Origin of the sequence: Pseudogemmobacter faecipullorum, assembly GCF_020539525.1 — a bacterium.
In the GTDB taxonomy this organism is placed as follows: Bacteria; Pseudomonadota; Alphaproteobacteria; order Rhodobacterales; family Rhodobacteraceae; genus Pseudogemmobacter; species Pseudogemmobacter faecipullorum.
In genome coordinates, this window is sequence record NZ_JACDXX010000021.1 from 1 (window position 1) to 17156 (window position 17156).

The 17156-nt window shown below is 60.3% G+C and carries 19 protein-coding genes and 1 pseudogene; 16 read left to right on the plus strand and 4 right to left on the minus strand.

The window, feature by feature from the left end; all coding sequences use genetic code 11:
- Positions 1-162, minus strand: a pseudogene (locus H0485_RS17735) (SMC-Scp complex subunit ScpB); the annotation flags it as partial.
- On the minus strand, positions 159-1076 hold the full coding sequence (locus H0485_RS17740) for a DUF1403 family protein (RefSeq protein ID WP_226937281.1): 918 nt from the start codon (positions 1074-1076) through the stop codon (positions 159-161). The gene H0485_RS17740 and the pseudogene H0485_RS17735, both read right to left, overlap by 4 nt.
- A gap of 272 nt (positions 1077-1348) precedes the next feature.
- On the opposite strand from H0485_RS17740, the gene H0485_RS17745 reads away from it, so the two are divergent.
- Entirely contained in the window at positions 1349-2407 is a 1059-nt protein-coding gene (locus H0485_RS17745) for a site-specific integrase (RefSeq protein WP_226937282.1), read from the plus strand.
- A gap of 19 nt (positions 2408-2426) precedes the next feature.
- Here H0485_RS17745 and H0485_RS17750 read toward each other — a convergent pair whose 3' ends face one another.
- Together H0485_RS17750 and H0485_RS17755 are read right to left on the minus strand one after the other, a co-directional pair.
- Positions 2427-2693: a hypothetical protein gene (locus H0485_RS17750; protein ID WP_226937283.1), complete on the minus strand. Its 267-nt coding sequence runs from the start codon at positions 2691-2693 to the stop codon at positions 2427-2429.
- A 3-nt stretch (positions 2694-2696) separates the two neighbouring features.
- Positions 2697-3344, minus strand: coding sequence for a ParB/RepB/Spo0J family partition protein (locus H0485_RS17755; RefSeq protein ID WP_226937284.1), 648 nt, complete (start codon positions 3342-3344; stop codon positions 2697-2699).
- A 213-nt stretch (positions 3345-3557) separates the two neighbouring features.
- Between H0485_RS17755 and repA the strand changes: the two genes are divergently transcribed.
- From repA to H0485_RS17830, 15 genes are all read left to right on the plus strand, one after another.
- Positions 3558-4742: a plasmid partitioning protein RepA gene (repA, locus tag H0485_RS17760; RefSeq protein WP_035714014.1), complete on the plus strand. Its 1185-nt coding sequence runs from the start codon at positions 3558-3560 to the stop codon at positions 4740-4742.
- On the plus strand, positions 4742-5707 hold the full coding sequence (repB, locus tag H0485_RS17765) for a plasmid partitioning protein RepB (RefSeq protein ID WP_226937285.1): 966 nt from the start codon (positions 4742-4744) through the stop codon (positions 5705-5707). Before repA ends, repB begins: the two co-directional genes overlap by 1 nt.
- Positions 5708-5890: 183 nt before the next feature.
- The gene (locus H0485_RS17770; RefSeq protein ID WP_226937286.1) at positions 5891-7102 is read left to right on the plus strand and encodes a helix-turn-helix domain-containing protein; all 1212 of its coding nucleotides are present in this window, start codon (positions 5891-5893) and stop codon (positions 7100-7102) included.
- A 106-nt stretch (positions 7103-7208) separates the two neighbouring features.
- Positions 7209-7889 (plus strand): SOS response-associated peptidase, encoded by a 681-nt coding sequence (locus H0485_RS17775; RefSeq protein ID WP_226937287.1) that lies wholly within the window; start codon positions 7209-7211, stop codon positions 7887-7889.
- The gene (locus H0485_RS17780; RefSeq protein WP_226937288.1) at positions 7873-8472 is read left to right on the plus strand and encodes an ImuA family protein; all 600 of its coding nucleotides are present in this window, start codon (positions 7873-7875) and stop codon (positions 8470-8472) included. Before H0485_RS17775 ends, H0485_RS17780 begins: the two co-directional genes overlap by 17 nt.
- Positions 8399-8803 carry a Y-family DNA polymerase gene (locus H0485_RS17785; protein WP_226937289.1) on the plus strand — a complete coding sequence of 135 codons (405 nt, stop codon included), beginning with the start codon at positions 8399-8401 and terminating at the stop codon, positions 8801-8803. The genes H0485_RS17780 and H0485_RS17785 overlap by 74 nt, the downstream gene beginning before the upstream one ends.
- 28 nt (positions 8804-8831) lie before the next feature.
- Entirely contained in the window at positions 8832-8978 is a 147-nt protein-coding gene (locus H0485_RS17790) for a hypothetical protein (protein ID WP_226937290.1), read from the plus strand.
- Positions 8971-9327: an Arm DNA-binding domain-containing protein gene (locus H0485_RS17795; RefSeq protein WP_226937291.1), complete on the plus strand. Its 357-nt coding sequence runs from the start codon at positions 8971-8973 to the stop codon at positions 9325-9327. The genes H0485_RS17790 and H0485_RS17795 overlap by 8 nt, the downstream gene beginning before the upstream one ends.
- A 58-nt stretch (positions 9328-9385) precedes the next feature.
- Positions 9386-11035, plus strand: coding sequence for an IS1634 family transposase (locus H0485_RS17800; RefSeq protein ID WP_226937292.1), 1650 nt, complete (start codon positions 9386-9388; stop codon positions 11033-11035).
- A gap of 121 nt (positions 11036-11156) precedes the next feature.
- A complete protein-coding gene (locus H0485_RS17805; protein ID WP_226937293.1) occupies positions 11157-12233 on the plus strand; it encodes a tyrosine-type recombinase/integrase in 1077 nt (358 codons plus the stop codon).
- Between the two features lie 219 nt (positions 12234-12452).
- On the plus strand, positions 12453-13949 hold the full coding sequence (gene istA, locus H0485_RS17810) for an IS21 family transposase (RefSeq protein WP_226937304.1): 1497 nt from the start codon (positions 12453-12455) through the stop codon (positions 13947-13949).
- A complete protein-coding gene (istB, locus tag H0485_RS17815) occupies positions 13946-14701 on the plus strand; it encodes an IS21-like element ISPve1 family helper ATPase IstB (RefSeq protein ID WP_226937294.1) in 756 nt (251 codons plus the stop codon). Before istA ends, istB begins: the two co-directional genes overlap by 4 nt.
- 519 nt (positions 14702-15220) lie before the next feature.
- Positions 15221-15430, plus strand: coding sequence for a heavy-metal-associated domain-containing protein (locus H0485_RS17820; protein ID WP_080620516.1), 210 nt, complete (start codon positions 15221-15223; stop codon positions 15428-15430).
- A 279-nt stretch (positions 15431-15709) separates the two neighbouring features.
- Positions 15710-16744 carry a cation diffusion facilitator family transporter gene (locus H0485_RS17825; RefSeq protein WP_080620517.1) on the plus strand — a complete coding sequence of 345 codons (1035 nt, stop codon included), beginning with the start codon at positions 15710-15712 and terminating at the stop codon, positions 16742-16744.
- A 45-nt stretch (positions 16745-16789) separates the two neighbouring features.
- Positions 16790-17134: an ArsR/SmtB family transcription factor gene (locus H0485_RS17830; protein WP_080620518.1), complete on the plus strand. Its 345-nt coding sequence runs from the start codon at positions 16790-16792 to the stop codon at positions 17132-17134.
- Positions 17135-17156 lie beyond the last annotated feature (22 nt).

The following is a 17156-nucleotide window of genomic DNA, read 5'->3' on the forward strand; positions in this document are numbered from 1 at the left end:
GTCCCGGCCCACCACACGCGCCAGCACCTCCCGGCCCACAGGCTCGGAGGAGGCGAACAGCACGGCCTCGACCCGCGCCATCCACTCCCGCCAGCGCAAAGCCTGTGGCAGATCGGCGAGTTCCGCGTCCAGCGGCTCAGATGATTTAGGGGCCATGGTCATAACCCATACAGCCGGAACGTCGGGCGGCCGGTCAGCTCGCGCACCAGCCCGAGCGATGTCAGCCTGCCGAGCAAGCGCCGCGCCGCACGATCACTGGCCTCCTTCCCCGCCTGTGCCGCCAGCGCATCCTCGGACTGAAGGGCGGTGATGATCGCGGCCGTGTCCTTTCCCGGCCGCCGCAGGTTTGCAGCGCGCAGGGCATCGGCACGGCGGGCTAGATCGACGTGGAGATCAATAGCCGCAACCGCTCCCCTGCCCCAGGCGCGCGCGCAAGCGGCAAGCCATGCGTCTCCCTCCAGCCGAAAAGCCGAACGCGGCAGATGGGGCGCGAGCAGTGGCACAGGACGATCCTGTCCAAGCGCCCGGGCCAAAGCCGCATCCGCCAGCCAGAGGGCGAGACCGCGATAGGCCGGGCCCAGGGCAAGAACGTCCCTGGCCGCCTGAGCCGCAAAGCGCAACGGATGGGCGCGACCAACAAACCGCGCCCCAAGGTCCTGCAAGAGCACTGATACCGGCTCGGGCGACAGATCAAAGAAGCCGGGCAGCCGCGCCGGCCATTCCGCCGAGCGCAGGGCACGCGCCTCGCCCAAAGCACGCCAGCCGATCAGCATTCGCCCGGCCGGGCCAGGGTCATCCCCAGATTTACAAAAAGCCAGGACATCGCGTAGTTCGGCTTCCCCTTCCCGGCGACCCTCAAACCCTGAGATCGCCGCTGCAGCAGTAAGCGCCAACCGCTTGCGCCAGAGCATCCCAACGAGATCGTCAGAACGCACGAACGGATCCAAAGTGGCGAGCGCTGCCCCGGCAGAAAGCATTGCAATTTCAGGGTCATCACGACCCACGGCCTGCCGTATCCATCGCGGCACGGCCGGTGGGATTAGGGCAGGCGGAGGAGGTTTCACGGCACGGTACATGCGGTAACGCTAGCAAGGAGCGGCGCTTTATACCAGTATAGTTTAACTTATCCGCCGCACCTGTCTTCTCCCTATAATGTCCAATAAGATTGCATTATCGGACTAAATGCTCTTCTATAGAGAGATGCGATCGAGAACCCCGAAAATGGCCCTAAAGCCCACCCGAGACGCCCCAAGGCCGCCGCGCAGAACGCGGGCTTTTGTCTGCGCTTTTCCGGCGGCATCGCGCCTCAGCGCGCACACGCTGGCGCGTGCCGCCCAAGGAGATGGCCATGACAGATGAGGCATCCGATCTGGAAGACGCGAAGAGGGGCGCCCCCTCCCCTGCCCAGCTCGACCACCAGCCCCCTGCCCTGCGAGATCTCACTGAGCGGGCGCGCGGCTATGCTGCGGCCGCAAGTTCGGCCAACACCCGCAAGGCCTATGCTGCCGACTGGAAGCATTTCGCCGGATGGGGCCGGCGCGAGGGGTTGGACGCGCTGACGCCAAACCCGCAGGTCGTCGGCCTCTATATCACCGCCTGCGCTTCCGGCGCGAAATCGGTTGGCGGGCGCAAGAACGCGGTCTCGACCATCGAGCGCCGCCTTTCGGCGCTGGTCTGGGCCTATACCCAACGGGGCCTGAACCTTGACCGGCGCGACCGTCATATCGCGACGGTCCTTGCCGGCATCCGCAACAGCCATGCCGCCCCGCCGCGCCAGAAGGAGGCGATCCTGCCCGAGGATCTTTTGGCCATGCTGGAAACCTGCGATCGGGGCACCCTGCGGGGCCTGCGGGACCGGGCCATGTTGCTGATCGGCTTTGCCGGGGGATTGCGACGGTCCGAGATCACCGGGCTGGACGCGGGCCGGGATCAGACCGAGGACGGGCGCGGCTGGATCGAGGTTCTGCCCGGCGGGTTGCTCGTCACTCTGCGCGGCAAAACCGGCTGGCGCGAGGTCGAGATCGGTCGCGGGTCGTCACCCGCAACCTGCCCGGTCAAGGCGCTGGAGGACTGGCTGAAGTTCGCGCGTATCAGCCAGGGACCACTGTTCCGTCGTGTCACCGGCGGCGGAAAGGAACCCGGCGCGTTCCGCCTTAATGACCGCGAGGTCGCAAGGCTGGTCAAGCGGGCCGCTCAAACAGCGGGACTGCGGGGTGATCTGCCCGAGAAGGACCGCCCTGCCCTCTTCTCCGGCCACAGCCTTCGCGCTGGTCTCGCCTCCTCAGCCGAGGTCGACGAGCGTCATGTCCAGAAGCAGCTCGGCCACGCCAGCGCCGAGATGACCCGCAGGTATCAGCGCCGCCGCGATAGGTTCAGGGTGAACCTGACCAAAGCAGCAGGTCTATAACTAAACGTCCGGGATGCGACTACGGCTCCAGAGACCCTGCACGCTCGAGCAATTCGCAGAGTCGCTCGACATCAGCGGTGCTGTCAAAGCTTGCGACAAGTTCTCCTCTCCGTCCACCGCGCGTCAGGGAGATGCCGACAGGCATACCCATGGCAATCGATACACGATGCAGCAGCTCAGGGCTGATATTTTGAACTTGCCCGCCGACGTTTTGCTTCACGACTGGACGCAGATCCTCGCGCTTGACGAGAAGCTCAACCTCGCCAACCGAGAGACCTTGTTCCACTACCTACTGTGCGAGCTCAATGGGCAGCTTCGACGTTATCAGCGCACATGCCTGCCCCCTCGGCAGCCGCTTGTCACGCAACATCTCTAGCACTGGCTCAGACAGCGACAGCAAGCGGAGAAGATTGGCGATATGGCTCCTGCTCTTGGATATCGCATCTGCGAGCTGCTCTTGAGTATGCCCAAATCGGTAGATCAGCAGTCGATACGCCTCGGCCTCTTCTAGAGGACTCAATTTTGCCCGTTGAATGTTTTCTATCAGCGCCACTTGAAGCACTTCATCATCGTCGAAGTCTCTGACGACCACCGGCACCACCGAAAGGACGGCTAACTGGGCCGCACGCCAACGGCGCTCTCCTGCATCAATCTGGTAGCCACCAGTTTGATGTAGCTGTCTTCCTACCAGTGGCTGAATCACTCCCTTCTGCCGGATTGATTCCGCTAGTTGAGCCAGTGACTCGCTGTCGAATTTCTTTCTGGGCTGATCTGGGTTGGCAGAAACCTTCGAGACCGAGACAACTTGCCCCAAAGGAGCACCGGAGCCTTCAGGTACGGTAAGCGGGGCCTCGGCAGCGGCCAGAAACGTCGAGAGGCCACGTCCAAGGCGGCGGGTTTCAGGAGATTCGCTTACTCTTGTTTGCTTTCCTGACATACCCCAGCAGGACGGCAGCCATGCCTAGAAGCTCAGCAATCTGCGGCGACCGTTTACAACTGTAAAATGTTCGGGCAGCCTCGCCATGCATCTAGTCTCTGCGCGCCAGCATAGACACTATATGCAGGAAACTCTTGACATAAGTCCGTGAATCACCGCCATTGTCATCAAGTGGCGTGAAAAAGGCCACATTTTCGGATTTGAGGCAACCAGATGATTCCCGTGACACCGCTATCCGCGGATCGCCCGTCAGCACTCGCTACTGACATCTCTGAGCGACTGAACGCCGCGATCAGGGAGCATCTCCTTGCTGCATTCGCTCCAGACAACACCAAGACACTTCGCGAGTTCTCGGCCCCAGAGGTTGCGGAACTGCTGGATGTTTCCGGGCAGTTCATGCGGAAAGTTCATGCAGACGGCGTTCTGCCAGAACCAGCAACCAACCGTGGAGGACGCCGCTACTACTCCGGTCAGGAGATACTGCAGGCGCGCGAGATTCTTGAGCGAACCTCCCGGAAGAAGGGTCACTACTTGCCACGCCGGATGGAGGGCGAAAAGCTTCAAGTCTGGCAGCTGATGAACTTCAAGGGAGGGTCGAGCAAAAGCACGACGACGATCCACCTTGCCCACTACCTCGCATTGCAAGGCTACCGGGTACTGGTCGTTGACCTCGACCCCCAAGGCTCGCTGACGTCCATGTGTGGTATCAGCCCCGAGATCGAGTTCGATGGGCTCACGATTTATGATGCGATCAAATATGAAAACCCTTCGCCGATGGCCGACGTGATCGTGCAAACCTATTTCCCCGGGCTCGCGATCGCCCCTTCCCGGCTTGTCCTGTCAGAGTTCGAGACGGAATCCGCGGTTCATTCCAACCCCGAAAGGCCGTTTTACTTCCGGATCCGCGATGCACTCGCCCAGGTCGAGGCTGACTACGACCTGGTCCTGATGGATAGCCCTCCGCAACTTGGCTTCCTGACGATTTCCGGTATGGCCGCCGCGACCTCGATAATTGTCCCGATGACCCCATCGATGTTGGACGTTTCGTCCACTGCGCAGTTCCTTGAACTGGCAGGTGCTTACATGGGCGTCATCGAAGATGCCGGCGCGGAGCTCAACTACGATCACTTTAAGCTTCTCATCACCCGCGATGAACCCACGGACATCCCATCTCAGCAGATCACCTCGTTCATGCGGGCCCTGTTTCAGGATCGCGTCATGTCAGCCACCGCTCTCAAGAGCACGGCAATCAGTGACGCGACCATGCTCAAACAGTCTCTCTATGAGGTAGTTCGCTCAGATATGACCAGGGCAACATATGACAGGGCTCGGGGCTCGATGGACGCTATCGGCCGCGAGATCGAGACGATGGTCCGGCAAACCTGGGGGCGTAAGTAATGGCTCGCAAATCACTCAGCGGGATGACAGGCATCGCCAGTACGATCGCGCGCTCCACCACCTCGCCATCCGAGCGGTCGACCAAGATCACCGCGCCTGCACTCGGCGCCCTGCAGGGATCTCTCGCCGCAATTCGCGAGATTGAACCTAATTTGATCGACGACTGGGGACCTGTTGACCGGCTTACACCGTTTACAGCTGTAAACGATGATGAAGCGGATGACGGCCTCGAGAGCCTTACGAACAGCATCCGGGATCAGGGACAGCAGGTGCCAATACTGATCCGTCGGGCGAAGGCAGAAGGTCGCTACGAGGTCATTTACGGACGACGCCGGCTCGCCGCGTGTCGTGATCTGGGCATTAAAGTCAGAGCCAACGTCCAAGATCTGGATGACGCTACAGCGCTCATAGCTAAGGGCCTCGAGAACGCTGCCCGAAGGAACCTATCCTTCTATGAGCGGGCCCGGTTCGCCCAAGCGATCCTCGATGCCGGCCATCAACCAACAACAGCGAAGGCGGTGCTTAACCTGTCCTCCGCAGGTCTTTCCCACCTAACAAAAGTCACCCAGGCCGTACCTGCAGACGTCGGTTCGCTCATTGGTGCCGCACAGAGGTCCGGACGACCAAAATGGACTGCGCTGGCAGAACTCTTCATCGCTGGGAAGCTGACCGAGAAGACGGCTGATCGAATCCTGAGGACCGCAAATGAACGCCTGACCTCCGACGAGCGCTTGGACCATCTCATTCGCGAGGCGACAAAGCGCGGTGCACGACATGACGACATCGCCGAGAGCACCCCAGTCGACGGCGTCACGATCCGTTCTGGACGCAGCTCGGTGACGCTAACCGTAAAGCGAAGCGGAGCAACTGCCGAGTTCGCTTCCTGGCTGGACACCCGGCTTCAGGATTTCATCAAACAATCCTACGCGGAGTTCAGATCAAGTTCTCCGCAGGACGACGAATAACCAAACGAGGCAGAGCAGAAAGGAGGAAAGGCTTACAAAACAAAACCCCCGAAGCTGTGAAGCTCCGGAGGCTGCCGCGCCGAAGCGCATTCTCGATTAGACACCCTGAATCTAGCAGCCCCCGAATCACGAATCAAGAGCAACGCTTCCGAGCGAACGGGATAGTTTTGTCTGCTGATCATTATGAAGCACATCACATCCACGGCCATTGCGGCCGGGGCGCAGGCGAACTGTGCCAAATCCGCGGAGCACTCGCTCCCCGGCATGGGCTCGATCACCCTGCAGCCAGCATTCCGACCTATCTCTCGTCGTGACATCATGGCCGCGGTCAACACATGCAGCCGCGATCTCGGCATCCGGCAAGGCGCGGTCATTGTCTTGGACGCTCTGTTGAGCTGTCTTCCCTGCAAGAGCGCAGATGGCCGAGAAATGCCAGTCTCCCCGACCACCCTACTCACGGTTTATGCCAGCAACGAAACCCTGTGCTTCCGCGCGAAGGGTCTCACCGACCGTCAACTGCGTCGGCATCTTGAGGCGCTGCAAGTCGCCGGGCTGATCCGCCGCCGTGACAGCGCAAATGGCAAGCGCTTCCCTGTGATGCAGCACGGCAAACCGATCGGCGCCTTCGGGCTGGACCTGTCCCCCCTCTTCGCGCAGTCCGACGAGTTGCTCGCCCTTGCCCTGCGACGCCGCGAGGAAACAGACGAGTTGCGCGGGCTGCGGGCCCAGATCCTCAGACTTCGCGCGGCCTGCGCCGAACTCCACTTGAGCGACACTGTCGCCACCTTCATCGACGGACTACGCAACCTCGTGCGGCGTACCTCACTGACACTCCTGGAGGCTCGGGCAGCTCTCTCGCAACTGACCGCTGTCCTCTCGTCACATGCAGCCCCACAAGCAGTCGTCCATTGCCAAATCGAAGAGATTGAGCAACCCCTGCCTTCCAACGCGGATGCCGCTGATGCTGCATCCTGCGCCGAGACCACCATGGACCGCGCCCCAGACAAAGCGATACTCCAAACCTTTCAGACCCTCACCGCAGAAACTTGCAGCCTGCCGCCAACCGAACAAAAGCCCGCCTCTGACGGACAGAATGTCCGCCACATAGAACAAGACTCAGATACAAAAAAAAGAAAGCGAGAAGTCGATGACCTTCCAGGTTGGACAGCCCTGACCGAGGTCAGCGCCTTCTATGAAGAACCAACCAGCGCCCAAGAAGCAACACGTATCGCTTTCGAATTCGGAAGCATGCTGAGAATAAGCCAGGACATCCTCGCCAGCGCGGCGAGCAGGCTCGGGCTTTGGGAACTTCTCAGGCTTGAAAACGGCATGGCAAAGCAGATCGGAACCATCCTCAACCCTGATGCCTATGTGAGATCCGTCCTGCGGGCGTGATCCCTGACCGTGATCGGATGGCCCTGGAACAGCAGGATAGACCGTTTGTGAGGAATCGGATAGGTTCGTTGATTGTTCTCATGCGGAAACGCTGCGAGGTGGAGTGATGTGCAATCTTTACGCTCAGACCAAAAGCCAGGACGCGATGCGTCAGGTCTTTCGGGGCGTGCTCGAAGACGGTGAGGATCTGATCGATACCGCAGGCAATCTCGCGCCTGCATCCGGCATCTTTCCCGACTATGCCGCGCCGATCATTCCCCGCGGTGAAGGACGGGATTGGACTTTGACCACGGCCCGATGGGGGATGCCGACGCCACCCGTCTATCTGGCCGGCAAGCGCACAGACCCCGGCGTCACAAATATCCGCAATGTCAGCTCACCCCATTGGCGCAGATGGCTTGGCGTGGAACATCGCTGTCTCGTTCCATTCACCAGCTTTTCCGAACTCGACGCTCGACCCAGTGCGCTTCGCAATCACCCGGTCTGGTTTGCCCTTGGCCATGATCGCCCGCTCGCTTTCTTCGCCGGCATCCGCACCGAATGGACCTCGGTCAGGAAACTGAAGGAGGGCGAGGTGACCGCTGAGTTCTTCGGGTTTCTGACCTGTGGACCAAATGATGCAGTTCGCCCCATACATCCCAAAGCCATGCCGGTGATCCTCACACGCTCGGATGAATGGCGCTGCTGGCTGACCGCGGACACGAGCGAGGCTTTGAAGCTTCAACGGCCGCTGGCCAATGGTCTTCTCGAAGTAGTCGGGGAGGGGACGCGTGCGTACCCTGCGTGACCGGCTGCAGGCCGGAAGTGATGATCTGCTTCAGCTTCTGAAGGGCCGCGTCCACGAAGTCGAAGGACGAGGGCGAAACGGCTTTGCACTATTCCAGGCTACGAGACTGGCGGGGCCGGTCTTCTGGATCGTGCTGGCGCATGATCGCGATCGGCCGATGCCAGGATCGCTGCCAGACGGTGTTGCCGAGCGGCTGCATTTCATTGAGGCGAGGAGCGAGACCGATCTGCTCTGGACGGTCGAGGAAGCGCTACGGGCGCGGCCAGTGTCTCTGGTCATTGCCGCTCCAGAGAAGCCCATCTCGCTGACCGCGGGCAGGCGGCTCCAGCTGGCGGCCGAAGCCGGAGATACCACAGGCCTGATGCTGATCCAGGAGGGCAGGGGAAGCAATGCCGCCGAGACCCGCTGGAAATGTAATCCGCTGCCGTCGCCTCTGGACTCGACTCGTCATCGCTGGATCCTTAATAAGAACAGAAGAGGAACAATTGGAATCTATGATGTGAGTTGGAATGGCACGACGGCTGCTGTCCATCTGGTTCCCCAGGCTGGCGAGCGACATCAGCCTGAGGGTCCGCCCCGTTGAGGGGCCTTTCGCGTTGACGCTCCGGGCGTCGAACGCGGATCATCTTCATTGCCTCAACGGCATCGCGAGCGCAGCCGGCCTCCATCGCGGCATGCCCTTGGCCGATGCGCGCGCCGTCTGTCCGGTCCTCTCCACGCGGCCCGCTGATCTGATCCGCGAGGGCAGGGCGCTTGAAGGTCTGCGCAGATGGGCCAGCCGTTACGGACCACATGCGGCGAAAGATGGATCGGACGGCCTGATCGTCGATGTTTCGGGCGTGCCGCATCTCTTTGGCGGTGAAGTCGAGCTTCTGGCCGATCTCGAGGCGCGGCTCGAGAGGGATTACGACTAGCTCCGTCGATTACCGAAAGGGGCACGCCATGATGCGCTATGTTACTGTAAATAAAAAGGAATTTGATTTCCTTCGCCGACAAGCCTATCCTTCTGTTCACCACGGTTTTCGCCCTGCTGCTTACGTGGTGCTTACGCGGGTTTTCGGGCATGTGACGGAGGAAGTCCATGGCTAAACTTACAAAACGCGTCGTCGATGCGGCGGAAAGCCGTCGCAGTGATTACGTGATCTGGGACGATGAGCTACCCGGTTTCGGGCTTCGTGTCTTCACATCAGGCAAGCGCAGCTATGTGATCCAGTATCGCCAGGGAGGACGGTCGCGGCGCTACACCATCGGCCTGCATGGTATCTGGACGCCAGAACTGGCCCGCCAGGAGGCCAAGGTCCAACTTGGCAGGATCGCGCGCGGCGAACCGAAGTTCGACAGCAAATCGCGGAAGTTCGGCATCCGCGCTTTTCCGCGCCTTTATTTTTCAATGAGTTACTGCACCAGCGGATCCCATTCCGGCGGGGCTATGTTGTAACACGTATCAGCATTATGTCGCTTGCATGAATGTCATATTTCGACTTATTGTTCGCCCAATGTATACGCGCATCTCAAAATCAGGCGGTCGCAGCTATCTCCAGCTGGTGGAGGGGCATCGTGACGCGGAAGGTAAGGTTAGGATCAAGGTTGTTGCCAACCTCGGCCGCTTGGACAGGCTGTCGCCCGAGAAGCTCGATCCGCTGATCAATGGGTTGAACAGAGCCGTTGGGCGGCTTGAGAACACAGCGCATGAGATCACACACGATCCCGCCCGCACCTATGGCACGGTCTTTGCCCTGCATGAGTTGTGGAAAGATCTTGGGTTCGACCACGCTCTCAACCGGGCGCTGCGCTCGGGAAAGCGCAGCATTGATGCAGAGGCCCTCGTGCGAGCCATGGTGTTCAACCGACTTTGTGATGCCGCAAGCAAACTGGGCTGCCTGCGCTGGCTGGAAACTGTGGCTATGCCCGCCATGCCCGAGACTGTCACCCATCAGCATTTGCTCCGCGCTATGGACGCGTTGATGGACAACGCAGAGGGCGTCGAGGAGGCTTTGGCCCGCCAGATCCGGCCGCTTGTCGATCATGATCTGACGATGGTCTTCTACGACCTGACGACCGTGCGCATTCACGGCGAGGCCCGGCTGGAAGATGATGTCCGTGCCTTTGGCTTGAACAAGGAAACAGGCGGCATCGCGCGGCAATTCGTGCTGGGCGTGGTGCAGACCGCCGAAGGCCTGCCACTCATGCACACCGTGCATCCGGGAAATGTGTCCGAAGCCAAGACCCTGCAGGGCATGCTCTCCACAGTTCTGAAGCGCTTCCCCATCCAGCGTATCATTCTGGTCGCAGATCGCGGCCTGCTGAGCCTCGACAACATCCATCATCTGACAGAGATGGCCGATCAGGACGGACGCAAGCTCGAGTTCATCCTCGCCGTGCCTGCGCGCCGCTACAGCGACCTGGTGGAAACCTTTAGGGGTTTTGACTTCAGCGAGGGCGACGGGCTGCGCGAGGCCAGCTTTGAAGGGCAGCGCCTGATTGTCGCACATGATGCCGCGCGCGCAAAAGAACAGGGCGAGGCTCGTCGTGCCAGGATTGAAGAACTCGACGCCATGGGGAATGCCATGGTCGCGAAGCTTGACCGACAGGATGAGGGCAAAGGCGAGAAAGGGCGACGCGCCTCAGACCGGGGGGCCTATAGCCGCTTTGTCCGTGCCGTTGCAGATGCGGAACTGACGCGCTTCATCAAGGCGGATCTAACGGCGGATCGCTTCAGCTGGGACATGGATGAAGACGCCATCGCCCGTGCGGCCCTGTTTGATGGCAAGCTCGTCCTGCTGACCAATGTCCCCGAAATCACACCAGCCGACGCCGTCGCCCGCTATAAGGCGCTGGCCGATATCGAGCGTGGCTTTCGGGTGCTGAAATCCGACATCGAGATTGCGCCGGTTCATCACAGGCTGCCCGACCGCATTCGCGCCCATGCGTTGATCTGCTTTCTCGCCCTCACCCTTTATCGCGTCATTCGCATGCGCCTGAAGGCCAAGGGCCACCACGCAAGCCCCCAAGTCGCGCTCGACATCCTGTCGCGCATTCAGAAACACACGGCATATGCCGGAAGCCGCAGCTTCCATGGAACAAGCAAAACCACACCGGAGCAACTGCACCTCTTCGACACACTCAACTTGCCAAAACCCGCCTGACAGCGTCCTCGTTGTAACATTTTTGGCTACTCGCCATAAATGAAATCAAACACTTATCAATTTTGCTGATGAACTTCGGGGCGAAGACCCGGCCGAGGAAAAGCAGCTCGATCGCAAGTCCATGTCGGTCAAGGAACTCTGCACTCTTTATCTGAATGACATGAACGCCGGTCTCATCATGGGGAAAGGCGGCCGTCCAAAGAAGCACAGCACGATTGTGACCGATACCGGGCGGATCAACCGGCACATCATCCCGCTCTTGGGCAGTCGGCGGGTGCGTGACTTGACCAAATCCGACGTCAACAAGCTCCTCAAAGACGTCATGGCGGGTAAAACTCGGATTTCGGTCAAGACCGATAAGCTTAGAGGCAGGGCCATTGTCCGCGGCGGTCCTGGGACTGCCGCTCGAACCGTCAGCCTTCTCGGCGGTATTCTTACCTATGCCGTCGATGCTGGGATCATCGAGCGGAACCCGGCGCATGGCATCAAGAAACCGAAGGATAACGTCCGCAAGCGTCGGCTGTCCGAGGCGGAGTATCGCCTACTTGGTGTCTTGCTGCGCAAAGCAGCGCAGAACGAGAATTATGCCATGACCGTCGAGATCATCCGCCAGATCACCATGACGGGTTGCCGCCGATCGGAAATGATCGGGCTAAGCTGGAGCGAAGTTGACGCCCAAGCCAGTTGCCTGCGCCTTGAAGACAGCAAGGAAGGCTATTCCATTCGGCCCATCGGGCTGCCTGTCGTGGAGTATCTGGAAGAGCGCGCCAAGTCGCGTATCGGCACTTATGTGTTTCCCGGCCGTGATGAGGACAGAGCGTTCGGCAGCTTCCCCAATCACTGGAAGAAGATCTTCACGGACTCCCCGCTTGCCGATGTCACTCCCCACGTTCTTCGCCATAGCTTCGCGAGCATAGCGAATGATCTCGGGTTCACGGAGATCACCATCGCCGCTCTCGTCGGTCACGCCAAGGGGTCTGTCACGAGCAATTACATCCACACCGTCGACACGGCCCTCATCATGGCGGCCGACACGATTGCTGGCTACATTCAGGGCCTGCTCGATGGCATCGAGTTCAAGCAGACCGCCTACGCGCTGGATCGGGACTCCCGGAAGACGTCGCTCGCGCGCTTCCTTCAGAAGGCAGCAGGCAACGACGACAGAACCGCCGACGTGGCGCAGCCTCTGGCGGCTTGAGGATGGCGGAAACGGCTGGCGGATCGTGGGTCAGCCTTGAAATTGGGGCGCCTCCAATATATATTCCGACACATCGGAAGATTTATTGGTTGGAGGCGTCTGAGAACGGCGGTGCGAAATTCGACCACGGTAGCGGCGGCATGATGCGGCTGCGGGCGGCTTAAAAGTCGTCCAGTTTTCCCTTTCTGCAGCAGCAGGGAGGGCGTGGGGATTTACAGCGTGGAGCTATATCTGAGAGTTCGTCAGGCTTGTGCGGAGGGCATGAGCCAGCGGGAAGCGGCACGGTTGTTTAACGTGTCGCGGGACACGGTTCGGAAGATGATGTCGTTTTCTGTTCCGCCGGGCTACCGACGAACGGTCAAGGTCCGGCGCCCGAAGCTCGATCCGTTTATCCCTATCATCGAGGGCTGGCTGGAAGCGGACAGGACGATGCCGCGCAAGCAACGGCATACGGCGAAGCGGGTATTCGACCGGCTTCGCGATGAGTGTGGCTTCACCGGCGGCTATACGATCATCAAGGATTACATCCGGGAACGTGAGCGACGTGGCCAGGAAGTATTCGTGCCGCTGTCGCATGCGCCGGGCCACGCTCAGGCCGACTTCGGCGAAGCCCTGGTTCGGATCGGCGGGGTCGAGCAGAAGGCACACTTCTTCGTGCTGGACCTCCCGCACAGTGATGGCTGCTACGTCCGGGCTTATCCTGCAGCGGTGGCCGAGGCCTGGGTGGATGGCCATATCCATGCCTTCGCGTTCTTCGGCGCGGTTCCCCAGTCTGTGCTCTACGACAACGACCGGTGCCTGGTGGCGAAGATCCTGCCGGATGGAACCAGAAAGCGCGCCTCGCTGTTCAGCGGGTTCCTGTCGCACTACCTGATCCGAGATCGCTATGGCCGGCCAGGCAAGGGCAACGACAAGGGGAATGTCGAAGGCCTGGTGGGCTACTCTCGGCGTAACTTCATGGTGCCGCTACCGGAGTTCGCCACTTGGGACGCGTTCAATCTGTGGCTGGAGGAGCAGTGCCGCAAGCGTCAGCGCGCAGTCCTGCGCGGCGAAAGCGAGACGATCGGTGAGAGATTGCAGCGTGACCTTGCTGCGATGCGCGCCCTCCCGGTGGCGCCGTTCGATGCCTGCGATCAGGACAACGGCCGGGTCTCGTCGCAATCTCTGGTGCGTTACAAGACCAACGACTACTCGGTGCCGGTTGCATACGGCCACCAGGATGTCTGGATCCGGGGCTATATCCATGAGGTGGTGATTGGCTGCCGGGGCGAGGTGATCGCCCGCCATCCCCGATGCTGGGATCGCGACGAACTGGTCTTCAACCCGATCCATTATCTCCCGCTGATCGAGCAGAAGATCAATGCGTTGGATCAAGCCGCCCCGTTACAGGGCTGGGACCTGCCGGAGGAGTTCGCCACCTTGCGCCGCCTGATGGAGGTGCGGATGAACCGACAGGGTCGGCGCGAATATGTTCAGGTCCTGCGGCTGTTGGAGGCCTTCGATCTGGCGGACGTGCGGGCGGCAGTGCTCCAGGCTCTTCGGATGGGGGCGCTCAGCTTCGATGCGGTGAAGCATCTGCTGCTGTGCCGGGTGGAGCATCGTCCGCCGCGACTTGACCTCGACTGCTATCCCTACCTGCCGAAGGCAACGGTCGAGAAGACCCGAGCCGGGTCTTACATGCGGCTGCTGTCGGGCGATGCGGAGGACGCGGCATGAGTGATGCCCCGGAAATTCTGCTCGCCCATCATCTCAAGGCGCTGAAGCTGCCGACCTTCCTGCGCGAGCATCAGAAGCTGGCCCGCCAATGCGCGGTGGAAGGGCTGGACCATGTCAGATACCTGGCACGGCTTGTCGAACTCGAGCTGATCGACCGGGAACGGCGAATGGTCGAGCGGCGCATCAAAGCCGCGAAATTCCCGGCCGTCAAAAGCCTGGACAGCTTCGACTTTGCGGCCATTCCGAAGCTGAACAAGATGCAGGTGCTGGATCTGGCCCGGTGCGAATGGATCGAACGGCGCGAGAATGTCATTGCCCTCGGCCCGTCCGGCACCGGCAAGACCCATGTCGCCCTCGGCATCGGGCTGGCCGCTTGTCAGAAGGGCCTCTCGGTTGGCTTCACCACCGCCGCAGCGCTGGTCAGCGAGATGATGGAGGCCCGCGATGAGCGCCGCCTGCTGCGCTTCCAGAAGCAGATGGCCGGTTACAAGCTTCTCATCATCGACGAACTCGGCTTCGTGCCCCTGTCGAAAACAGGTGCCGAGTTGCTGTTCGAACTGATCTCGCAGCGCTATGAGCGCGGATCGACCCTCATCACAAGCAATCTGCCCTTCGATGAATGGACCGAGACATTCGGCTCGGAGCGCCTGACCGGTGCGCTTCTCGACCGGCTGACCCACCACGTCAGCATCCTTGAGATGAACGGCGAGAGCTACCGCCTCGCAAACAGTTCTGCCCGTAAACGGCCCTGATCGCCATCCAAAAAACTGCGCATCATTGGCTCTGACCGGCCAGTGCACCATGCCACGCGCCAGCTATCTGGGAAGCGCGCGCGCCATGGCGCACATCCTCACCAACTGGCCTGGTTTTACTCCGCCGCCATGGCCGATTTTTGCTCCGCCGTTGACATATGCTCTCGGACCATAGGCAAGCCAACTGTCCCTCTCCGATTGTCGAGCATTCACGCGATGACGAGACGTATCGCGCGTAGCGGGTCATAGCCAGATCATACAACATTTGAACACATAAACAACTGTTCAATATTTGTATGAAAGAGGAAGATAATCGAGAGAGGCGATGCCACCGCCAGGTCAAGATGCCGAAGTCTCAAAACGAGCCCGTGGCGCTTGAGGATTGCGGTCGTGGCATGACGGATGCTTGCGGCTTACAACGGTGGCAAGGTCAAGCAGAAAGTTTTCTGAATTTTGCCCCTTGACCTTCCAACGGTGGAAAGCCCCATTTTCCAGAGGACTCAAATCAAGGAGCCCTCCATGTATCTCTTCACCGTTCCCAACATGACATGCGGCGGTTGCGCCAAGTCGGTAACCAAGGCGCTGCAAATCGTCGATGCCGCCGCGAAGATCGAGACTGATCCGCCCAAGCGTGAGGTCCGTGTTGAATCATCCGCGACCGAGGCGGACCTGCGTGCCGTTCTCACCGAGGCGGGCTATCCGGCCGAAGGCGCCCCGGCAGCCGCCTGATGCTACCTCCTGCCCACTGATCATGAGCGTCAAGCTGCTCCCGTAGGTGTCCCCCGGTTCATTGCAGTGTCAAAATGGGCAGTCCTCGGGCTGCCCATTTTGATTTCTAGGATCAGCCAGATCTTCAACGTCGAAGGCGTCGGCATTGCCCTGTGCGCCGTCACGACCCGTCGGTCCTAGAGGCTTCGGGCAGATGGCAAAAAAATTCGCACGGCTGGTTGACAAGCATACACTTGAACAACTATTCAAGTGTTGACTTGATGCAACCGGAAACGAGCAATGGCAAACTCATCACACTCCCACAGCGACCATGACGGTCACGACCACTCCAAGCACGACCATAACCACGGCGGCGGCCACGATCATGGTCACGATCACGATCATGACCACTCGCATGTCCCGACAGTCACGAAGGACAACGAGCGCAAAATCCTCATTTCCTTTTTCATCATCTTCACCTTCATGATCGTGGAGGCCGTCGGCGGCGTGATCTCGGGCTCGCTCGCGCTGCTTGCCGATGCCGGCCACATGCTGACCGACGCAATCGCGCTCGGCCTCGCCTATGTCGCCTTCCGCCTCGGTCGGCGGGCCGCGGACGGCCAGCGCACCTTCGGCTATGCCCGCTTCGAGGTGATCGCCGGCCTGGTCAACGCTCTTACGTTGTTCGGCATCGTCGGCTTTATCGTCTATGAGGCTATCGAACGGTTCCAGGAGCCCCAGCCGGTCCTCGCTGGTTCGATGTTCGTCGTAGCCATCATCGGCATGCTCGTGAACCTCTTCGTGCTTTGGTATCTGACGCGCGGAGATTCCGAACACGTCAACGTCAAGGGCGCTGTCCTGCACGTCATGGGCGACCTGCTCGGCTCGGTGGGTGCGATCGTCGCCGCTGTCGTCATCTGGTATACGGGTTGGACTCCTATCGACCCCATCCTGTCGGTATTCGTGTCTCTGCTGATCCTGCGCAGTGCATGGAGCCTGCTCAAGAACACTCTGCATATCCTGCTCGAAGGCGCACCTGACAACGCCGGCGCCGACAAGATCTCCGAGCATCTTCTCAAGACTGTTCCTGGTATCCAGAGCGTCAACCATATCCATGTCTGGTCGCTGACCTCCGGTCGTGTGCTGGCGACGCTTCAGGTGCAGCCGATGGAAGGCGTCGATGTTCGCAGCGTCATGAAACAGGTCGAGGCCGAACTGAAAACGAAGTTCAAAATCGAACACCCGACGATCGGCATCGACTGGGACGGAGTAGCCAGTTGCACCTTGGAGGAGCCGAACACCGCGGCGCTATCCCATGCGGGTCATTCGCACTGATCGGTCGCGCCTGATGGTTCACTCAGTTGATCGGGAAGGTTCGACATGAATATCGCAGAAGCCCCTTCGTCCCAAGAGTTGAACTTTCTCGCTGAAACCTTCCGCCTGCTGGGTGATCCCAGCAGGCTGAAGATTCTCCTGCACTGCGAAGACGGTCCGAAATCCGTGACCGATATTTCCGAGGCGCTGGAGCTTTCGCAGTCGCTCGTCAGCCATCACCTGCGTCTTCTTCGTGGCGCGCGCCTGGTGACCCGTGTTCGCCACTCGAAGCAAATGTTCTACGAGGTCACCGACAGGCATGTCGGTGACGTTCTGCTCGACATGCTCTCGCATGCGCGTGAGGAAAGGGAAGGCGACCCAAAACGCGACATCATCGGTCCTCGTTCTTGAGCAGCCCTTCGCTGGCCTGTGA